This is a genomic window from Escherichia albertii, from assembly GCF_028622335.1.
Classification (GTDB): domain Bacteria; phylum Pseudomonadota; class Gammaproteobacteria; order Enterobacterales; family Enterobacteriaceae; genus Escherichia; species Escherichia albertii.
Map to the genome: position 1 here is coordinate 1328874 of NZ_CP117568.1, position 21936 is coordinate 1350809.

The window sequence follows — 21936 nt, forward strand, 5'->3', positions numbered from 1 at the left end:
AGTATTAGTCCATTAATAATTGTCGGGTCAGCGTTTCGATATAGTTCTCATCCAGCCCGGTGGGATAACCATCGAACGCCAGATGCAGATACTCATGGGTTAAATCCAGTCGATCCTGAAGCGTAAAGAAGTTACGAATAAATAACCGTTTCTGCTGCCGATCGGTGTAAGGAAAACCCGAGACTAAACGGCAAACCGCAAAGACTTCAGGCTCGTTATAGCCCGTCTCACTTTGTAAGATTTGCCGCCACTGCGGCATTTTTTCCGCCAGCCAGGCTTTCGCTTTTGGCAATAACTGGCAGGTTGAACGTGGCGCTCCCCAACGGGCCAGGTTGTTATTGGGATAGGCAAACGAAAGTATCTGGTCGTAACGTTCCCCCAGCCCCGCCTGAGCGGTAGCGTGTCGCCAGGAAAGCGTCCCTTCGTTAGCACGGCTACCGTGATAATGTACCTGCTCGCCAGCATAGATGAGATCCTGCGTCCAGGCGGCCATCGCCCTCGCGCCAACAGAGGCTGGCGATGCAGAAACACGTTGAGTGGCGCTGCTGTCCGGGATGGTCAGACAATCGCCTTCGCGATCGGCGTTTTGCTGTAAAAAGGTGCGAATCGCCACGGTCATAGCTTTCGCTGCCTCAGGCGGCGTACTTTTCGCCTCGCGATCCAGCACTCTGGCAACGTACTCTTCACGATCAAGATGCGACTGCAATTTCAGTTTGCCCTTTTCTGTCAGTAAGGTCGTCTCGCCGTGGCTAACAAAGGTAATGTGGTTACCATTGGCAAACATCACGCGATAGCGCCCGTTGAGCACGCCTGATGGTACCGCCTTCGTGCTCTTATCCTGTGTCACTTTTTTCAGTGGATAGCGAGCAAACAGATCCACCAGAACACATTGCCCACTGGTAACTTGCTGTGGTACAGGCAGAACCTGATTAAGAGCGGTGGCATAACGGGTCAATACCGTTTTGCTGGTTCCGCTACCGGAAACCCACAGCGGCGTGCCATCAGTTAGCCAACCAGCAAAACCACCCTGACGGATTTCCTGTTTATCATCGGCAAACCAGCTCCAGGTTTTCACCCGGACCCGACTGCCGAGCATCGACGCCACCCCCATTTTCGAATCGTCCAGCAGCACGTCGAGTAGTATTTCCTGGGCTTTGTTTTGCGCAGGTAACGTCGCGAGTGAATCGAGCAGTGACTTTACAGTTACCGATGTTTCTGGTTTTAGCGTGGTAAGCGACGTTACCCACGTGGGCGACTGACGCTGTTGCCAGTATTGCTCCCACACATCGCTACGAATGTGCAACCGTTGCGGCGCAAAATAGAGACCACAGGAGCGCACCAGAGCGGTATCACGTGTAATACTTTCTCCCGCCTGGCAACAGTAAACTTCTTCGGGAGATTTTCCCTGACACTGGTACGGCTGTTCCGGTTGATGGGTATCTTCCAGCCATGCGTAAACATACAGCTTCCATAAGCTACCCAACGGCGTGGAGAGCGTATCCGGTAGCGTCGAGACGGAAGCTACGCCTGATGGCGTCAACTGATAAAGTTGATCATGCTGCGTACCACGCAGCGCCAGTTGCAGCGGCAGCTCTCCCGCAAGCGTTGGTAAAGAAATCCACGCCAATAGCCAGACAACTTTGCACCAGTTCATCTATTTCACCTGCATCCCGGCCCATACGTCACCAACCGCAAAACGCTGCTGTGCTGGCGCATAAGTGCGCACGTAACGCGCCGGAGGCAGAACGAATTGCCCTTTTTGCGAGAAACGTAACAGATGGCGGAAAGTCACCGTTCCCTTCAATTCTTTCACCGGCACCATATAGGACAGTTCCCCCATTTCATTACGTGCTTTTTCCAGCAGTTGTCCTTTTTGCTTTCCGGTACTGGGTTTACTGACTGAAATACCCCATGTCGTGCGCTCAACGTCAGCCCCTGGCGGCAGCGGTACTTCCAGTTGACCGTAACGTAGCGACGCGTCTTGCTCGCTGGTGAGCGTGATTTCATCGAGGTACAGCGAATCGCTGTCAATTTCATTGCTGGTAACCGATTGCAAGGTGAAGCTCATCTCTTCATCTCCCGGAATCAGCCGATACAACTGTCGCTCAACCGTTACCGGAACATGACTTTGCTGCACGTTTTTTGCCGGTTCACGCCAGCGGATCTGCACATTTTGCGGCGGTAGTTCGTCACCGAAAGAGAGCGTTTCAGGCACTCCCTGACCGACCCAGCGCCAGTATTCGCCCCCTCCGGCAGCTTTCTGTTTGGCCCATGCCCCCACTGGAGCAGGTAATACGACTGGAGGCATTGTAGACATATACTTCGCCAGCCAGTTCATGGCCAGTGCGCGTTCAATACCGGATTGTTGAGTGGTTAAACCACGTAAAATGGCTGCGGCCTGGATTGCATCGCCACCGCTATTTAGCAATATGACAGTGCGCGCCAACGGTTGATTGCTATTCGCCGCTTTCTGCCACGCATCATTCTGAACCTGCGGCATGACAATGGAGGTTAGTTGCGCTTTCTTCATGAGCGTGCTGGATAACACTTTCGCTACCGCATCAGCCAACGGAGATTCCGGCGCGCCGAGAATCAGGCTGTCGTTAATATTGCTAGTATCTTCCGTTGACAAATCTTCCGTTTTTACCCCTCTTTGGGAGATGGTTTCATCCAGCCCTTTTAACAGCGTTCCACAAGGCAGATTCATCTCCTGCGCCCACGCCAGCACCAGCGCACGATGCAATAACGGCATGTTATCCGCCTGCTCCGCATAGCTGTCGAGCATATGTTGCCAGTATTCTGGTTGCTGTGTGACACCCAATGCCTGGCTGGCCTGCCAGTCGGCGTACCATGCCCACGCCGTCATAAACGCATCGCCGCTCTCATCTTCCCCCCACCAGGTAAAGCGCGCTCCCGGCCCCGCCAGTTGCATCAGCCGTAAACGGCTGTTTTGCATCATCTGCCGAATGTCATTTGCAGCAGCACTCTGATGATCGGCAAGCGTACGCCAGGCAAGACTCAGCGGAATAAGTCGGCTGGCGGTGTTGACCACTCCACCCCACGGTTCTTCAATTAACGCATCCAGGTTGTTGCGGAAAATCTCCTGCGGTGTTTCGCTACTTTGTAGCCGGACATTACTTGCCTGCTCGGGCAGCATCAGCGCATTATCGCCACCGCTGAGCATGACGTTCTTCTGCTGTTCGACAGGCCAGGCGTCATCAACAAAAGCCAGTCTGGTGCTAATGCTGTCCTGCACTTGTCCATTTTGCTGCAATTCTGCACTTAACAAACCAGATTGCTGAATGTTCTGCGCCAGAGAAATATAGTTTGCCCCTTTATGTAGCGTCAGCGGCTGACGTGCCTCTTCACCAGCGAATTTGCTCACCAGTTCAACCGGTTCGTTATCCTGTTGGCTGAAGATAAACAGCCCAGCATCTGGTTTATCGCCCTGTCGATAGACCGTTGGCAAACTCCACTTCATATAGAGATTTTTTTCCGAACGCAGGTAAGCTCGCCCCTGCCCGACCAGTCCGTCACCGTTCATCCCACGGGCGGTAATACGCCAGCGAGTTAACGAATCTGGCATCAGGAAAGTAAAGTACGCTTTCCCTTTTTTATCGGTGGTCAGCGATGGCAACCATGCGGCGGTATCAACCTCTTCACGTCGTGGACGTTCCAGCATTTTCACCCGGCGCTCGCTACGGTTGGTCGCGCCAGGCGCAACAGGTTCGCTGGAGAGCGCCTGGTCGTAGCTGATAAATGATAAGCTGGAACTGGTACGAACATTGTTTCGCCCCAGGGGATAGAAAAACTTGCCGATATTTGGTGCGATTTCTGGTTGCAGCGCGTAGATCATTTCATCGACCACGCCGACAGTTAGTTGTGCTGAAACAGGTTTCCCTTTCAACAGCGAGGTTAATTCCACATTCACCAGCTCACCCGGTTGGTACTGGGCTTTATCTGTTTTCACCCGAATATCTAACTGGGGGACAACCACTTTGATACCGGCATTTTGAAAACTGTACTGACCATTGCGGGTATAGAGCACCGAAAAAGTGATGTTAGGCGCAAAGGTATTACTGACTGGAATGCGGGCCTCATACTGGGTATCGCTTACACGTTGCAGCGTCAGCCAGTTGGACGGATGCGATAGCAGCGACTGTTGTTCCACCCGATCGCGCTCCAGTGTTAACAACGCTTCATCAATAGGTTCCGGGAAGGTAATCAGCATCTTCGCGGTTTCGCCTGGCTGGTACAGTGTTTTATCCGCCACAATATCTACCGTACCGGCATGTGCGGTATACCCCGCGCCACTTACAGCATGACTTAATCCCGCGAGAATTAAGCCGTCTTTATCGCGCAAAGTCAGGTTATAGTTGCCCGGTTTGTCAAAATTTACCGTGAATGATTTGCCGCCGGATGCCAGTTCCCCGCTCTGGCTGGCTCTGTCTTCCAGACGCAACCACTCGTACTTAACGGGAACCTGCTTTGACGTTTCCAGCGCAGCATAGCGAAAAACAACCGACTCACCGCTATTACTGTATTGCGCGGCGGTGCTTAGCGTGTAATGCGCCAGGCCGCGTTCAATGAGGATCTCTTTGGTGGTGGTGACGCGATACGCCGCACCGTCGCTGGCAGAGACTGTCAGTAAATAACGACTCGGTTTATCAGAAGCAGGAAGATTCAACGCCACATGACCGCTATCGTCTGAAACAGTTTCACTGTCTTCAAGCGACACCGGGAAACGTCCTGCATAGCGCAAATCGTTACCGACCATCGAAAGTTGTTGTGCGCGTAAGCTTAATTGCACGCGAGCATTTTTTACCGGCTCGCCGTCTGGATAAAGCAGTTGCAGTTTGCCGCTCACCGCCTCGCCGGTTTTGAAATCCTTTTTATCGAGCGCTAAACCAATCTCAAAATGGGGTTTGATGTAGCTTGCGACGCGAAAGCTGCTGCTATAAACCTGATTGCGGTAGGCCAGCCGTAGCTCATAGCCACCAGCAACGGCATTTTCTGGTAACTGAAATGAACTCTGCCCGCCGTTACGGCCATCAAGCGTGACATTAACGGTTTGCAACAAGCTACCGTTGGCGTCCAACACCGAAAGTTTCGCCGGAGCACTGACAATGGGGGATGAATGTAGCGGATCGTGAAATTCACGTCCCATTACTTTGACATCAACACGATCGCCTGCGCGGTACAGAGGACGGTCGGTAAAAATATACAAGCGCGTGTTGTAGATTTCGCTTTCGTAGAAGAAGTTCTCTGATACAAAAACACCGCCTTCAGCATCTTTGCCGAGAATGTATGAACGTTCCGGTGATATATGCTGTAACTGTAACGTACCGCTATCATCGGTGACGCCACGTGTCATCACGCCAAGACCGTCAGTCCAGAGGATCTCAGATCCAGGCTTCGCTTCACCCTGTGTTTTGCCAGCGGTCCACACCAAAAGCTCATTACCCGACACTTTGCTGAGCGCCACGGTATTAGAGACAAACACCACCGTCGTCGCCCGATAACTACCGATCATCGCTTCGACGAGGTACAGCCCCGGCTCTTGTTTGCCCAGAGGGATATAGATATTTCCCGGCTGCGGCGAAATGAAATTACTGGATGCGCCTTCCAGTTTCACGCCCTGCTGCGGCGCAACGGGTTTTGCCTGCCACAATGGATAACGGAACTGTTCCACCAGAGGATATTTCTTCAGCGGTGAAAACTGGCTGTTTTGTACATAACGCGAAGGTTTGATGATGGCATTGCCAATCTGCAACTCGGGTAATGCCTGGGTCACATTCTGCCGCGACTGATAAGAGAAAGAACGTTGCATCACGCGGCGGGACTTGCCGTACCAGTTATCCCACAGCCAGGTTAATGTATTGCTAAGGCCATCGCCCAGATATTGCGGCTGCACCATAATGCGGTGCAGGTTTTTCTGCTGACGCAGGAATGAAATGGGATCAGGAATGCGATATAAACGAATATCCACTCCGCCGTATTCTTCCATCTGATAGCGCTGATAATCACGCCCTGGCGCTTCCAGTCGAATTTTCGCCTCTTCGCCGCTGCTAAAACTGCTGTCGGCGAGCAGAAAGAAGGTACCACCAGCGGGCGGCGCATAGTTGCTGGAAGGAAGCGAATCGTCGGCTTTAACAATCCCCATCCCCGCGAGAGACAGGTACAGGCAGGCCGCTATCGCGCCAGAAAATTTAAACGATAAATGCCAATGAAATTGGGATTGGAATCGTTGGGTATCCATCGGGTGTCCTTCCATGTCATAAGTTGTTGCAGACTGACTGCGCGCATTCCGTTGTCAGTTTTTGTGGCGCTTCCGGTGTGGTAGATGATGTAACGCCCCATCCATACCATTAAGTGCTGGTCATCGCCCTGATCGAAAAAAATCATATCGCCAGGCAACGCCTGGTTTATGTCCTGGCCAATAAAATGGCTGTTGTACTGAATCAAATTAATTGCGGTCACATAGGGGCCAGTTTTCCCATTCCCCTGGCTCCAGTTTTGTGCCAATTGCCGCTGTTCAGGTGTTAGCTCCATCTCTGGCGGCAGATACTGGTTAGATATGCTGTTATTTTTTAGCCATTTACTGTCATGAACTTTCAACGCCTCGTTTGCCGCAAAGCGCACCAGACCCGCGCAATCCTGCTGATACCAACGTGGGCTTGGCCCCTGACGAAGTTGTTCCTGGGCAATGCGCACAAACCAGGCACGAAATAGTCCCGATTGTTCGACATCCAGCATTTCGCTATGGGCGAAAAAACAAAACAGCCAGCAAATCAGCGCCGACAACACGCGCCTCATAATGGTTGCCAGCTAACAGGCAACCACTGCCAGGTAGCCCCGGGCTCCATCTTGACCAGTTTCATTGCATAACGGGGTTGTTGCGATAAAGCGTCCAGCTTAGGCATTAATAAAGTCTGCGCTGCGTTATAAAAAACAGGCTCAAGGTTTTTTGGCAAGCTGGCCAACGTTTCATTACGCAGTAATTTTGCCACCCCTTGTGGATTGATATAGACCGGAATGACGCCATCAGCCGGTATTACATCCACCATTGCCGGGCGCGTTTTGTTCAGCGTTTGCAGCGCGTTATTAACCAGCGTGTCGTCAAGGGAGAAAATCAGCGTCTTGTTCTGCATCGCCAGCGAGACGCGGAAAAAATAATCGGACATCAGTTGTTCTGGTTTCGCCGCCTGGGCTGTGGGATACTGACCATAACGGGAACTGACTTCACGCCGCCAGATTAGCGCGTCGCCCTGTTGTGTTTGCGTTACCGGCAACACACCTTCAGGTGCTTTGCTCTCGAGGGCCCCGATTGTTTGTGTAAACAGCTTCCCTGGCAGTTGCGCTTGCTCGGCAGCGCCATCAAATTGACCAATAAACAGGGGGGTTTGCAACCTGGAATCTTCATACCAGCATAGCCCGGCAGCACCGTCCAACATCCCGCTCAATTTGTCGTTTTCCTGGCTGATATGCGAGAGCATCTCTTCGGCAATACCGTGCGAATAAGGCAGCGCCACGCAGAAGCTGGCGCCAGCAGGCATACTGCGCCATACCGGAGTGAAATCAAAACTGGCATCGACACTGGCGGATTCATCATTCAACGCCAGAAAGCTGCGCCAGCCATCATTGCTCATTTCAAAGCGCACGCCAGCAAAAGAAGGAATTAGCCGCTGGTAACCTAAACCCAGCAAATTAGCGCTAACCACGATACGCTGGCGAACAAGTGGTTTTTCAGCGGAGGATTGCAAACGGTCTTCCAGGCCAAAGCTGGCCTCCCAGCGTTTTTTCCCGCTCAACAAATCACTCGCGATCGCCGTGGCTTCGGTATCCTGCTGGTCGCCTTTAAACAACATATCTGTGCTGGAAAAAACCAGCATCTTGTCCTGATAACGGGTAAACAGCAGTGAGTTATTGCCGTTATAGCGCAGTTGATAAACAGGTATGGTTTCGTTATTAATCGTAATGCTACTGATCTCCGTCTTACTTAACTGGCTGTCGCTGGTGGCGGCAAACAGTAACGGCTCCAATAACTTACTCAAACCACTGCGTTGAATCAGCACGATATAATGCGACAGATGGCCTTGTTTGTCGTGCCACAGCGCCGCTTGCGCTGGCTGGTCTAACAATGAAGAAAAGAGCTTATCTTTCAGCGTTAAATCATGTTCATACACAATGCGCCGAATACTGCCTTCAATCCCCAGACGGTCAGCATGGTTCTGATAATAAAAAACGAAATCTTCACTTAGAACATCGCGCAGAAAAGGAATTGTGAGGAGGTCTTTGGGAAGCTGGCTTAACGAATCGCTGTCGAGAAAGAGGTCCGGCTCATTGAGATCGATTTGCAGATTGTTGTGCACCACCAGAGGCGACAACGTTTTTTCTGGCCCACTGCCAGCATATTGCAATGCCCAGACACCCGCGGAAAGCAGTGCTATTGCGCCAAAACCTACAAGACCATAAAACCGCCAGCCTTTCGCCCTTTTTTCACCACTCATTGCCACATTCCTTGTGTAAAGCCAGCCATTTTTTACGGGCGATGCAAAATTTTCTCGCGCCTTAATACAACAAAAGCCCAGACTTTGCAGCCTGGACTTTTCAATTCAAAAAAGGGAGATTACTCCCTTTTGGCATGAAGAAATAAAATTATTCTTCTTCTGGTTCGTCGTCAACGTCCACTTCCGGAGCGATTTCATCGTCCCCTTCCGCTGCGCTGCCGTCAATAGCATCCAGATCTTCATCGTCAACTGGTTCTGCAACACGTTGCAGCCCCACCACGTTCTCCCCTTCTGCAGTACGGATAAGGATCACGCCCTGGGTGTTACGGCCCACGATGCTGATCTCCGACACGCGAGTACGGACCAGCGTCCCCGCATCAGTGATCATCATGATCTGGTCGCAGTCATCAACCTGCACCGCGCCAACCACTAAACCGTTACGTTCGGTAACTTTGATGGAGATGACCCCTTTCGTCGCACGCGACTTAGTTGGATACTCCTCCACCGCGGTACGTTTACCGTAACCGTTCTGCGTTGCAGTAAGGATTGCGCCATCGCCGCGCGGCACGATCAGAGAGACGACTTTATCGCCTTCGCCTAAACGGATACCGCGAACACCGGTAGTGTTGCAACCCATTGCGCGGACAGAAGACTCTTTGAAGCGCACCACTTTACCTTCGGCGGAGAACAGCATCACTTCGTCTTCACCGCTGGTCAGGTCAACGCCGATAAGTTCATCGCCTTCAACCAGTTTGATCGCCACTTTACCGGCAGTACGCAGACGGTTGAATTCGGTCAGGACCGTTTTCTTCACGGTACCGTTAGCGGTCGCCATGAAGACTTTCACGCCTTCTTCAAACTCGGTCACCGGCAGGATCGCAGTGATACGTTCGTCCTGCTCCAGCGGCAGCAGGTTGACTATCGGACGACCACGCGCGCCACGGGTCGCTTCCGGCAGTTGATAAACTTTCATCGAATAGACGCGACCACGGCTGGAGAAGCACAGGATATGATCGTGGGTGTTCGCCACCAGCAGTCGGTCGATAAAGTCTTCATCCTTAATACGTGCGGCAGATTTACCTTTACCGCCACGACGCTGCGCTTCGTATTCAGAAAGCGGCTGATATTTCACGTACCCCTGATGAGAGAGCGTGACAACAACATCTTCCTGAGTGATCAGATCTTCCAGGTTGATATCTGCGCTGTTGGCAGTGATTTCCGTGCGGCGTTTGTCACCGAACTGTTCACGAACCAGCTCCAGCTCTTCACGGATCACTTCCATCAAGCGATCGGCGCTGCCAAGAATACGCAACAGTTCCGCAATCTGATCTAACAACTCTTTATATTCGTCGAGCAGTTTTTCATGCTCAAGGCCGGTCAGTTTCTGCAAACGCAGATCCAGAATCGCCTGAGCTTGCTGCTCGGTCAGATAGTACAACCCGTCACGCACGCCAAACTCGGGTTCCAGCCATTCTGGACGCGCAGCATCGTCGCCAGCACGTTCCAGCATTGCGGCAACGTTGCCCAGCTGCCACGGATTGGCAACCAGTGCGGTTTTCGCTTCTGCCGGGGTCGGCGCATGACGGATCAGTTCAATGATCGGGTCGATGTTCGCCAGCGCCACAGCTAATGCTTCAAGGATATGCGCACGGTCACGGGCTTTACGCAGTTCGAAAATGGTACGACGGGTCACCACTTCGCGGCGGTGACGAACAAACGCAGCGATGATGTCTTTCAGGTTCATGATCTTCGGCTGACCATGGTGCAATGCCACCATGTTGATACCGAAGGAAACCTGCAACTGGGTCTGGGAATAGAGGTTGTTGAGCACCACTTCACCGACCGCATCGCGTTTAACTTCAATCACGATGCGCATCCCGTCTTTGTCAGACTCGTCACGCAACGCGCTGATGCCTTCCACGCGTTTTTCTTTTACCAGTTCCGCAATTTTCTCGATCAGACGCGCTTTGTTCACCTGATACGGAATTTCGTGGACGATAATGGTTTCACGCCCGGTTTTGGCGTCAACTTCCACTTCGGCGCGCGCACGGATGTACACCTTACCGCGACCGGTACGGTAAGCTTCTTCGATACCACGGCGACCATTAATGATCGCTGCCGTCGGGAAGTCCGGCCCCGGGATGTGTTCCATCAGCCCTTCAATGCTGATGTCTTCATTATCAATATACGCCAGACAACCGTTGATGACTTCCGTCAGGTTGTGCGGCGGGATGTTGGTTGCCATACCTACGGCGATACCGGAAGAACCGTTCACCAGCAGGTTAGGAATTTTGGTCGGCATGACGTCCGGAATTTTTTCCGTGCCGTCATAGTTATCAACGAAATCGACCGTCTCTTTTTCGAGATCGGCCATCAGTTCATGGGCAATTTTCGCCAGACGGATTTCCGTATAACGCATTGCCGCCGCAGAGTCGCCGTCGATAGAACCGAAGTTACCCTGACCGTCTACCAGCATGTAACGCAGCGAGAATGGCTGCGCCATACGGACGATCGTGTCATAAACCGCCGAGTCACCATGGGGATGGTATTTACCGATTACGTCACCAACGACACGGGCAGATTTTTTATAGGCTTTGTTCCAGTCATTGCCTAGTACGTTCATGGCGTAAAGTACGCGACGGTGTACCGGCTTCAGGCCATCTCGGACATCCGGCAGCGCACGGCCAACAATGACCGACATAGCATAATCCAGATAGGAGCTCTTCAGCTCTTCCTCAATGTTGACCGGTGTAATTTCTCTCGCAAGGTCGCTCATCTAACCGCTATCCCTCTACTGTATCCCGGATTCAAAGGTCGCAAATTATAACACAGCCGCGCAGATTGAGGTAAACCTATACGCTTTATTCACATCCAATGCCTGATATACTCGATTGTCTTGCCAATTACGGAGTAGAAGTGCCAATGAATGCCGAAAAATCGCCGATAACCCATAACGTAGACCACGAAGAGATCGCGAAATTTGAAGCCGTTGCTTCCCGCTGGTGGGATCTGGAAGGCGAATTTAAGCCACTGCACCGCATTAATCCGCTGCGTCTGGGCTATATTGCCGAGCGTGCTGGCGGATTATTTGGCAAAAAGGTGCTCGATGTCGGTTGTGGCGGCGGCATTCTGGCCGAAAGTATGGCGCGAGAAGGCGCGACAGTGACCGGACTAGATATGGGATTTGAGCCATTGCAGGTGGCAAAACTGCATGCGCTGGAAAGCGGTATCCAGGTCGAGTACGTGCAAGAAACCGTTGAAGAGCACGCGGCAAAACATGCCGGGCAGTATGATGTAGTGACCTGCATGGAGATGCTGGAGCATGTTCCCGATCCGCAATCAGTCGTCAGAGCCTGTGCGCAACTGGTGAAGCCAGGTGGCGATGTCTTTTTCTCGACGCTTAACCGCAACGGCAAGTCGTGGCTGATGGCAGTGGTCGGCGCGGAATATATTTTGCGCATGGTGCCGAAAGGCACGCATGATGTGAAGAAGTTTATTAAACCGGCAGAATTGCTGGGCTGGGTGGATCAGACCAGTTTAAAAGAGCGTCATATGACCGGGCTGCATTACAACCCGATCACGAATACTTTTAAGCTCGGCCCCGGCGTTGATGTGAACTATATGCTGCACACGCAGAATAAATAAGATTGTTAGCCGGATACTTCCGGCCACCGTGCCAATGCCTGATGCGACGCTTGCCGCGCCTTATCAGGCCTACAAATGGCTCCCCCGTAGGACGGATAAGACGTTTACGCCGCATCCGGCTACGATTCCAATGTCTGATGCGACGCTTAACGCGTCTTATCAGGCCTACAAACGGTCCCCGTAGGACGGATAAGGCGTTTACGCCGCATCCGGCTACGATTCCAATGCCTGATGCGACGCTTACCGCGTCTTATCAGGCCTACAAATGGCTCCCCCGTAGGACGGATAACGCGTTTACGCCGCATCTGCCAACAGTGCAGGTCAGACAGCGATTACCATTTCACCGTCATCGATAAAAACCCTGCCGTCTGGGAAAAATCGTCGCTTCCTTTCTGCCACGCCACGCTACCGCGCAGGGAAACTCGCTGACTGATATTGCCTGTGATTCCCACTTTTATTTCACCCCGTTGCTTCACCGCATCGTCGCTGACAGTGCTGCCATCTTCTTTAATTTCCGCCGAATGGGGATCGTGATAATAATTCAGATCTAACGTTGGCGTGACATGAAAGGCGGTACGCCACTCACTATGTAATCCAAGCCGCGTCTGAATATCATCACCCTGTGATTGTGAAACCCAGGCATGATTGGCCGCGGTGAAATCGTTTTGCTTCACTCCCTGATAGATAACCTGCGCCTGAGGTTCAATCAACACGCCGCTTCCCGGCAACCATTGATACCCTGCTTCCAGCGAGGCGACAATCCCTGATGAATGGTAATGATCTGTGCCGTCGCCGGGTTCGGAAACATCATTGTTAAACCAGGCGTATTGCAGCCAGCTATCCAGCCACGCGCCCTGTTGCTGGCTACCATGTTGAAACCAGCTTGAGGTTAGCCCTACAGAATAACCATGGTTCTGGTTATCGGCACGGGTCGAGGTAATATTTGAGCGACTATCGCCCTGATTATCGCTATAGCCGCCAACCGCCCCCAGCATCCACTCACCATCATCGCCCCAACGTTCAGTCAGCAGGTTACCGCTAAGCTGTACCGTAGAGGTGTCTTCGTGCTGGGCCAACTGCCCCGCTGCCGTGTAACGATAATGCCCGCCAATAACACGCAGATGTAACGGTTGACCATCACCGCCGGCGTGATCGCGCCGCTCCATGACAAACGCCAGGTTTGCCGCCCGCAAGTTATTAAGATAGCCCCCGATTTTCGCGTTCAGCACGGGTTGATAAGCTGGTGTCGGGTCCGGCGTTGGGTCTGGAGTTGGGTCAGGGTCAGGATCTGGCGTAGGATCAGGATCGGGAGTCGGATCAGGCGGAGGCGTCGGGGTCACTTTTTGCGAACGCAAATACCAGTCGTTGTCATCTTCTACTAACGTGTAGTCATAGGCTCCCATATTGACGTAACCGTTACCCGACAGACTAAACTGCGCGTTATTTTGGTATTGCGCGGGATCGGCGACAAAATCAACGACTTTAATGCCCGTGGATGTCGGCTCGCCAATACCGGTAATGGGGTTAACCTCCACCGTAGTGCTACCGGAAGTATTGCCATTAAGCACCAACATATCGCTCGCAGAATCATCGCCATCTAATTCACTGTCGAGCAGCAACATACCACCGCCAGTATAATCGCCATTCACCGTCAATGTATCGCCAGCAACGCCATTTTGCAGACTGACTGCACCGGACGTATTGGTCAGATCACCATTAACCGTCACGTCTGAAAGATAAGTCAGGCTGTCAGTTTCAAGGTTGGTATTAAGCTCACCTGTCAACGTCATGCCGTCGGTGGCATTCACCAGCGTACCGCCACCACTAAATAACGCAGCATCCAGCGCCTGGCTCGTATCCTGTTGTGTCAATCGCAACACAGTACCATCGGTTATGTCGATATCGCCGCCAGAGGTGGCATCGATTGAGCGTATATCCTGATTTTGCCCGGTTTCAAACACACCATCTTCCCCTACCCACAGTGAAGATGCATAAGGAATAATATTCTCCGCATCGCCTTTTAGCGTTCCGTCCTCCACACGTACCGCAGACGTCGCGGTGCCGCTGGCAGTCAACTCCAACGTCCCTCCCCCACTTTTAGTCAACGTACTCACGCTATCCAGTTGTTGTCCGGTACTATCCGCCATTAATCCGCCCCATTGCGTATCGACGCCATCCTCCACACGGATTTCACCATCAGCGCGCATTTCAATATTCCTGCCCTGACCTGTTGTAGCCGAGCGAGTATCAACATCAGCCGTCACATCCATTTCACTGTGTTGTTGAGGATCTGTGAAGATCACTGAGCGGTTGTAACTTGTATCCCCCAATTGCGAATTATCACTGACTTCAAGCGTACCGGAGGCTATTTGCGTATTACCGAGGTAACCGTTGTTATTCGCCAGCGTGACGCGCTGCTCCCCCGCATTGATGACGACATAAACGCCATTCTGGCTGGCATCACTGCCGCCAATATGTAAATCATCGCCACTGCTGATATCAACGACATCATTACTGCCAATCACCGTCCCCCCGCTGCCGCTGATTTGCAGGCCGTCATTGTACGAGCCATCGCCATCCCAGGTGGTGAAATCAGAGAGGTCCAATACTCCGCCATTCAACACGATCGATTGCGGATCGGACTGCATTGCCAGTAAATCGGCCTGATTTCCCGCCAGCGACAATACGGCGTTATCTTCCACCACAATATCGCCGGTTAATGCCATCGACTGCGCCCCTGTCAGGAGGTAGCTGCCATCTTGCGCTACCGTCAACTGTCCTTCACCCTGAATCGTGCCGGAAAAACCGCCCTGGTTTACGGTAACATTACCGCCTGCGTCGATATTCAAAATGCCATTAGCAAAACCGGTTAATGAGTGCACAAACGTTTGTTGTGTATTGCCAACATTCAGTTCTGCCTGATACTCAGGATGAACAGTGCTGCCGACCATCAGACCAAAGCAATCCTGCGGATCGCTCTGACAGTGCGTGTCGCCGACATTCATTAACTCATCGCTGCGCCCCAGCGTCACCTCGCCATTCTGGATACTCATCTCGCCGGTAAACGCATTATTGTCGGCATTGAGGACTAACTCTCCCGCGCCCTCTTTCACGATGACTCCCGTTCCGGCAAGAGAATCAATCGCGCCATCGTTGCTGGTATTGCCTATTATCAGCGTCTTATCGGCGGCAATGTTAAATTCAGCCACACTATGGCCGATATACATAAAGCCCCCCGCCGCTGCCGTCGCCGAATGGCCATATCCCGAGGCGCTGTTATTTTCATCAATCATCACACCATTGTTTTGGTCATAATTATCATCAACAGAAATATCAATAAGATACGGGGATGTGGTGCTGCTGGTATAAATTGCTCCGCCATAACCTTCGGCATAGTTATTGGTAAAGGAGGTATTATTAATTATCGTTTTTCCTGAAAGATGTGTGTTATCCGTATTATTATCCGTAACATCAATGGCACCGCCGTCCCCATCACTATAGCTGGTTGATGTATATGCCTGATTATTATCAAAAATGACATCATTTAAATAAACATCATTATTGATAGAATAAATAGCACCACCTTTACCATCATTGGCGATATTATTCTCAAATATCGCATTAGTGATATTTAAATCCACATCACCGGCATCGTTTGTTCCCGCAGAATAAATTGCTCCGCCATAGCCCCCTGCAACGTTACTGTCGAAAATAACATTCGCAAGATTTATCGTTGAATTTTCTTTGGCAAAGATAGCTCCGCCATTATTATATTCGCCACTAATCGAGTTATTAGCAAACAGGGTCATCCCCGTTTCATTTTGTGGAGATATCGTAAAGTCAGCACCTTGTTGTAAAAATACTGCGCCACCACTGGCATTATTAGCCATATCCGAAAAAATCAACCATTGCCCGTCAGCAACATTCCAGGCCTGTGAACCTCCAGAAACGTTCTGTCGGCTTGCCTGGCAACTGGTAGTAACGTTTCTCCCCTGACATGAAGCCATAATCTGCGACGCTGCGTTAGCACGCGTAAACGCGCAGGCAACGACAGCCGGGAAAATTAATAGATATCCCTTCCTGATAAAAACAATCCGTTTTTTATTCATAATCTGACAGCCTGTGAGAAATAACACGCCATCATTAAAAATCATTTTGTGATTATCGATACACATCAATTGTAAAAAAAACGCATAAAAGAGATTATTCCACTAATAATATCCACCTCAAATGGGGCTATTATTTTCATTAAAGCCACTGAATCTTTAAAAAATAATAATTAAAAAACATCATAGCGATTAATGCTTTTCTTGTTTACCTGGAGTAATAAACAAAGCGAACTTTAATTTTACATTTACTGATTAAAAAATACCTGTTTTGTGAACTGAAACCATTTACATCCGTTCACATTATGAGCATGGCATCACGCACATATGTTGTATAAATCCGTGCCGTCATCAAATTTTGCGACATTGTTAAAAAGAACAATAAATAATCCAGATCAATAATCATCTCAAATTTAGCGTTCAAGAAATCATCGAACAGTTATTTTTAACAAATTTTTCTCTTCCCATTGACTTTCCCGAACACCTTGTCTGACCTAAGATGCGTGGAAGTCACTTTTTCCTCCCCGAGTTATCCACAAAGTTATGCACTTGCAAGAGGGCCATTTTCACACTATCTTGCACTGAATCCCAAACATACCCCCTATATATAGTGTTCTCAGTGGCTTTCCTCACTACTTGTAGCCAGGGCAATACTATTGCGGAAAGAATTCCAAAAACAGGTACTACAGACATGAATCAGAATCTGCTGGTGACAAAGCGCGACGGTAGCACAGAGCGCATCAACCTCGACAAAATCCATCGCGTTCTGGACTGGGCGGCAGAAGGACTGCATAACGTTTCGATTTCCCAGGTCGAACTGCGCTCCCATATTCAGTTTTATGACGGTATCAAAACCTCTGACATCCACGAAACCATTATCAAGGCAGCTGCTGACCTGATCTCCCGTGAAGCACCGGATTATCAGTATCTCGCCGCACGCCTGGCGATCTTCCACCTGCGTAAGAAAGCCTACGGCCAGTTTGAGCCGCCAGCGCTGTATGACCACGTAGTAAAAATGGTCGAAATGGGCAAATACGATAATCATCTGCTGGAAGACTACACGGAAGAAGAGTTCAAGCAGATGGACACGTTTATCGATCACGACCGTGATATGACCTTCTCTTACGCTGCCGTTAAGCAACTGGAAGGGAAATATCTGGTACAAAACCGCGTGACCGGCGAAATCTACGAGAGCGCCCAGTTCCTCTATATTCTGGTTGCGGCGTGCCTGTTCTCGAACTACCCGCGTGAAACACGTCTGCAATACGTGAAGCGTTTTTACGACGCGGTTTCCACATTTAAAATTTCGCTGCCGACACCGATTATGGCAGGCGTACGTACTCCGACTCGTCAGTTCAGCTCTTGTGTACTGATCGAGTGCGGCGACAGCCTGGATTCCATCAACGCCACCTCCAGCGCGATCGTGAAATATGTTTCTCAGCGTGCAGGTATCGGTATTAACGCTGGTCGTATTCGTGCACTGGGTAGCCCAATTCGCGGTGGCGAGGCGTTCCATACCGGCTGTATCCCGTTCTATAAACATTTCCAGACCGCAGTGAAGTCCTGTTCTCAGGGCGGCGTGCGCGGTGGCGCAGCAACGCTGTTTTACCCGCTCTGGCATCTGGAAGTTGAAAGCCTGTTGGTGCTGAAGAACAACCGCGGCGTTGAAGGCAACCGCGTGCGCCATATGGACTACGGCGTACAAATCAACAAACTGATGTACACCCGCCTGCTGAAAGGCGAGGAAATCACCCTGTTCAGTCCATCTGATGTACCGGGGCTGTACGACGCGTTCTTCGCCGATCAGGAAGAATTTGAACGTCTGTACACCCAATATGAGAAAGACGACAGCATCCGCAAACAGCGCGTGAAAGCCGTTGAGCTGTTCTCGCTGATGATGCAGGAACGTGCGTCTACCGGGCGTATTTACATTCAGAACGTTGACCACTGCAACACCCATAGCCCGTTTGATCCGGCGGTAGCGCCAGTACGCCAGTCTAACCTGTGCCTGGAAATCGCCCTGCCGACCAAACCGCTGAATGATGTCAACGACGAAAACGGTGAAATCGCACTGTGTACGCTGTCCGCTTTTAACCTGGGCGCAATTAACAGCCTGGATGAACTGGAAGAACTGGCAATTCTGGCAGTTCGCGCACTTGATGCACTGCTGGATTATCAGGATTACCCGATCCCGGCAGCAAAACGCGGGGCAATGGGCCGTCGTACGCTGGGTATTGGTGTGATCAACTTCGCTTACTATCTGGCTAAGCACGGTAAACGCTACTCCGACGGCAGCGCCAACAACCTGACGCATAAAACCTTCGAAGCCATTCAGTATTACCTGCTGAAAGCCTCTAATGAGCTGGCGAAAGAGCAAGGCGCGTGCCCGTGGTTTAACGAAACCACTTACGCGAAAGGCATCCTGCCGATCGATACCTATAAAAAAGATCTGGATGCCATCGCTAATGAGCCGCTGCATTACGACTGGGAAGCATTGCGTGAGTCGATCAAAACGCATGGCCTGCGTAACTCCACGCTTTCTGCCCTGATGCCGTCCGAGACCTCTTCGCAGATTTCTAACGCCACTAACGGTATTGAACCGCCGCGCGGTTACGTCAGCATTAAAGCGTCGAAAGACGGTATTCTGCGCCAGGTGGTGCCAGACTATGAGCACCTGCACGACGCCTATGAACTGCTGTGGGAAATGCCAGGCAACGATGGCTACCTGCAACTGGTAGGTATCATGCAGAAATTTATCGATCAGTCGATCTCTGCTAACACCAACTACGATCCGTCACGCTTCCCGTCAGGAAAAGTGCCGATGCAGCAGTTACTGAAAGACCTGCTCACCGCCTACAAATTCGGGGTCAAAACGCTGTATTATCAGAACACCCGTGACGGCGCAGAAGACGCACAGGACGATCTGGTGCCGTCAATTCAGGATGATGGCTGCGAAAGCGGCGCATGTAAGATCTGATATTGTGATGCCGGATGCGGTGTAAACGCCTTATCCGGCCTACGGCTCGGTTTGTAGGCCTGATAAGACGCGCCAGCGTCGCATCAGGTGCCGGATGCGGCGTAAAATGCCTTATCCGGCATTAAACTCCCAACAGGACATATTCATGGCATATACCACCTTTTCACAGACGAAAAATGATCAGCTTAAAGAACCGATGTTCTTTGGTCAGCCGGTCAACGTGGCCCGCTACGATCAGCAAAAATATGACATTTTCGAAAAACTGATCGAAAAGCAGCTCTCTTTCTTCTGGCGTCCCGAAGAGGTTGACGTCTCCCGCGACCGCATCGATTACCAGGCGCTGCCGGAACACGAAAAACACATTTTTATCAGCAACCTGAAATACCAGACATTGCTGGATTCCATTCAGGGACGTAGTCCAAACGTCGCGCTGTTGCCGCTGATCTCAATTCCTGAACTGGAAACCTGGGTAGAAACCTGGGCATTCTCAGAAACGATTCACTCTCGTTCCTATACTCATATCATCCGTAATATCGTTAACGATCCGTCTGTTGTATTCGACGATATCGTCACCAACGAGCAGATTCAGAAACGTGCGGAAGGGATCTCCCGTTATTACGATGAACTGATCGAGATGACCAGCTACTGGCATCTGCTGGGTGAAGGTACGCACACTGTTAACGGTAAAACCGTGACCGTTAGCTTGCGTGAGCTGAAAAAGAAACTTTATCTCTGCCTGATGAGCGTTAACGCGCTGGAAGCGATTCGCTTCTACGTCAGCTTCGCTTGCTCTTTTGCGTTTGCAGAACGTGAACTGATGGAAGGCAACGCCAAGATTATTCGTCTGATCGCCCGTGATGAAGCTCTGCATTTGACTGGCACCCAGCATATGCTGAATCTGCTACGTAGCGGCGCGGACGATCCAGAAATGGCGGAAATTGCCGAAGAGTGTAAGCAGGAGTGCTATGACCTGTTTGTCCAGGCGGCACAGCAAGAAAAAGACTGGGCGGATTATCTGTTCCGCGATGGCTCGATGATTGGTCTGAACAAAGATATTCTCTGCCAGTACGTGGAGTACATCACCAATATTCGCATGCAAGCAGTCGGTTTGGATCTGCCGTTCCAGACGCGCTCTAACCCGATCCCGTGGATCAACACCTGGCTGGTGTCTGATAACGTGCAGGTGGCTCCGCAAGAAGTGGAAGTCAGTTCTTATCTGGTCGGTCAGATTGACGCGGAAGTGGACACCGACGATTTGAGCAACTTCCAGCTCTGATGGCCCGTGTTACCCTGCGCATCACTGGCACACAACTGCTGTGCCAGGATGAACACCCCTCCCTTCTGGCGGCGCTGGAATCCCACAATGTGACGGTTGAGTATCAGTGCCGCGAAGGCTACTGCGGCTCTTGCCGCACACGACTCGTTGCAGGTCAGGTAGACTGGATTGCTGAACCGTTAGCCTTTATTCAGCCAGGGGAAATTTTGCCCTGTTGTTGCAGGGCAAAAGGCGATATTGAAATTGAGATGTGAGCTTAGTGGGCAACATTTCGCTTACCCGACTTACAAAATCTGGGATTTGCAAGCCGGGTAAGGCAAAGTCGTCACCCAACAATTTTAGTGTTTATCTTTCAGGAAATTCACCGCTTTATCTGGAAAATCGGTAAATAGCCCGTTCACTCCCGCCTTGTTATACAGAACGTCATACAGTTGATTCACATCTGTCGTATATTCCGGCAGCTTATCCGACCGTACAGTATAAGGGTGCACCACCAGCTTATTCTGCTGCGCATCTTGTACCATACCCGTGAGTTTGATATTGCCCGGCTGAGATGTCTCCTCAATCAGCATATGGTAATCCGGTCCGATACCGTCAGCATATTCTGCCACCTGTTTCATGGCACCCGGCTTAAACATCCAGTCGTAGTTGTAATTGACCCAGGTTCCATCCGCTTGTTTCTGCTGGGTTTCATTCCAGTCGGTGTAGGCGATTAGCTGTACCAGATTGAGATCCATACCCATTTTCGGTTCCAGCTCATTCTTAATACGCTTCAGTTCATCAACATCAAAGCATTGCAGATAAACTTTATCGTCTTTACCGGTGTAGCCATATTTCTTCAGCACTTCCAGCGTTTTCGCCGCAATATCCTTCCCTTCCTGATGATGGAACCACGGCGCTTTAATTTCTGGATAGATACCAATATTTTTTCCGGTCGAATGGTTTAATCCCTGAACAAACTCAATCTCGTCTTCGAAAGTGTGTACCCGGAAGTCAGATTTACCCATCGGGAAACGTCCCGGGTAAGTCTGCACTTTTTTACCGTTTTCAATATCAAAGCCTTCGGTAAATTTCAGGGATTTAATTTCATCCAACGTAAAATCTATCGCGTAGTAACGACCATCTTTACGCGCCCGATCCGGGAAACGATCGGCAACATCAGTCACGCGGTCAAGATAGTGGTCATGCAGAACGACCAGATGGTCGTCCTTAGTCATTACCAGATCTTGCTCCAGATAATCCGCCCCCTGCGCATACGCCATCGCTTTTGCTGGCAGCGTATGCTCCGGCAAATAACCGCTGGCGCCACGATGCGCTATCACTATTTTCTCGCTGCTATCCGCCGCCATTGCACCGCTCCCCATGATCATCGAACTCATCATGATCGCCATGCTAAGGTTTTTCAGCGTCAATTTCATGTCA

General features: G+C 51.0%; 11 protein-coding genes. 4 read left to right on the forward strand and 7 right to left on the reverse strand.

Annotation, left to right across the window (positions count from 1 at the left end; all coding sequences use genetic code 11):
* Positions 1 to 4 precede the first annotated feature (4 nt).
* The 5 genes from PS053_RS06565 to gyrA form a co-directional block, all read right to left on the reverse strand.
* A complete protein-coding gene (locus tag PS053_RS06565; RefSeq protein ID WP_256879016.1) occupies positions 5 to 1654 on the reverse strand; it encodes a YfaQ family protein in 1650 nt (549 codons plus the stop codon).
* A complete protein-coding gene (locus PS053_RS06570) occupies positions 1655 to 6163 on the reverse strand; it encodes an alpha-2-macroglobulin family protein (RefSeq protein WP_256879033.1) in 4509 nt (1502 codons plus the stop codon).
* Between the two features lie 29 nt (positions 6164 to 6192).
* Positions 6193 to 6816 (reverse strand): DUF1175 domain-containing protein, encoded by a 624-nt coding sequence (locus tag PS053_RS06575; protein ID WP_161537231.1) that lies wholly within the window; start codon positions 6814 to 6816, stop codon positions 6193 to 6195.
* A complete protein-coding gene (locus tag PS053_RS06580; protein WP_161537232.1) occupies positions 6813 to 8510 on the reverse strand; it encodes a DUF2138 domain-containing protein in 1698 nt (565 codons plus the stop codon). Before PS053_RS06580 ends, PS053_RS06575 begins: the two co-directional genes overlap by 4 nt.
* A 148-nt stretch (positions 8511 to 8658) precedes the next feature.
* On the reverse strand, positions 8659 to 11286 hold the full coding sequence (gene gyrA, locus PS053_RS06585) for a DNA topoisomerase (ATP-hydrolyzing) subunit A (RefSeq protein WP_256879015.1): 2628 nt from the start codon (positions 11284 to 11286) through the stop codon (positions 8659 to 8661).
* A gap of 146 nt (positions 11287 to 11432) precedes the next feature.
* Here gyrA and ubiG point away from each other — a divergent pair, with 146 nt between their 5' ends.
* Positions 11433 to 12155: a bifunctional 2-polyprenyl-6-hydroxyphenol methylase/3-demethylubiquinol 3-O-methyltransferase UbiG gene (gene ubiG, locus PS053_RS06590; RefSeq protein ID WP_059258306.1), complete on the forward strand. Its 723-nt coding sequence runs from the start codon at positions 11433 to 11435 to the stop codon at positions 12153 to 12155.
* A gap of 332 nt (positions 12156 to 12487) precedes the next feature.
* Here the strand turns inward: ubiG and yfaL are convergent, their stop codons facing one another.
* Positions 12488 to 16264, reverse strand: a complete 3777-nt coding sequence (yfaL, locus tag PS053_RS06595) for an AIDA-I family autotransporter adhesin YfaL/EhaC (protein ID WP_256879014.1) — start codon at positions 16262 to 16264, stop codon at positions 12488 to 12490.
* 688 nt (positions 16265 to 16952) lie between these two features.
* Between yfaL and nrdA the strand changes: the two genes are divergently transcribed.
* From nrdA to yfaE, 3 genes are all read left to right on the forward strand, one after another.
* Entirely contained in the window at positions 16953 to 19238 is a 2286-nt protein-coding gene (gene nrdA, locus PS053_RS06600; protein WP_001075187.1) for a class 1a ribonucleoside-diphosphate reductase subunit alpha, read from the forward strand.
* A gap of 145 nt (positions 19239 to 19383) precedes the next feature.
* Positions 19384 to 20514 carry a class Ia ribonucleoside-diphosphate reductase subunit beta gene (gene nrdB / locus PS053_RS06610; protein WP_000332034.1) on the forward strand — a complete coding sequence of 377 codons (1131 nt, stop codon included), beginning with the start codon at positions 19384 to 19386 and terminating at the stop codon, positions 20512 to 20514.
* Positions 20514 to 20768 carry a ferredoxin-like diferric-tyrosyl radical cofactor maintenance protein YfaE gene (gene yfaE, locus PS053_RS06615; RefSeq protein WP_000135043.1) on the forward strand — a complete coding sequence of 85 codons (255 nt, stop codon included), beginning with the start codon at positions 20514 to 20516 and terminating at the stop codon, positions 20766 to 20768. Before nrdB ends, yfaE begins: the two co-directional genes overlap by 1 nt.
* A gap of 84 nt (positions 20769 to 20852) precedes the next feature.
* Here yfaE and glpQ read toward each other — a convergent pair whose 3' ends face one another.
* A complete protein-coding gene (gene glpQ / locus PS053_RS06620; protein WP_059234689.1) occupies positions 20853 to 21932 on the reverse strand; it encodes a glycerophosphodiester phosphodiesterase in 1080 nt (359 codons plus the stop codon).
* Positions 21933 to 21936 lie beyond the last annotated feature (4 nt).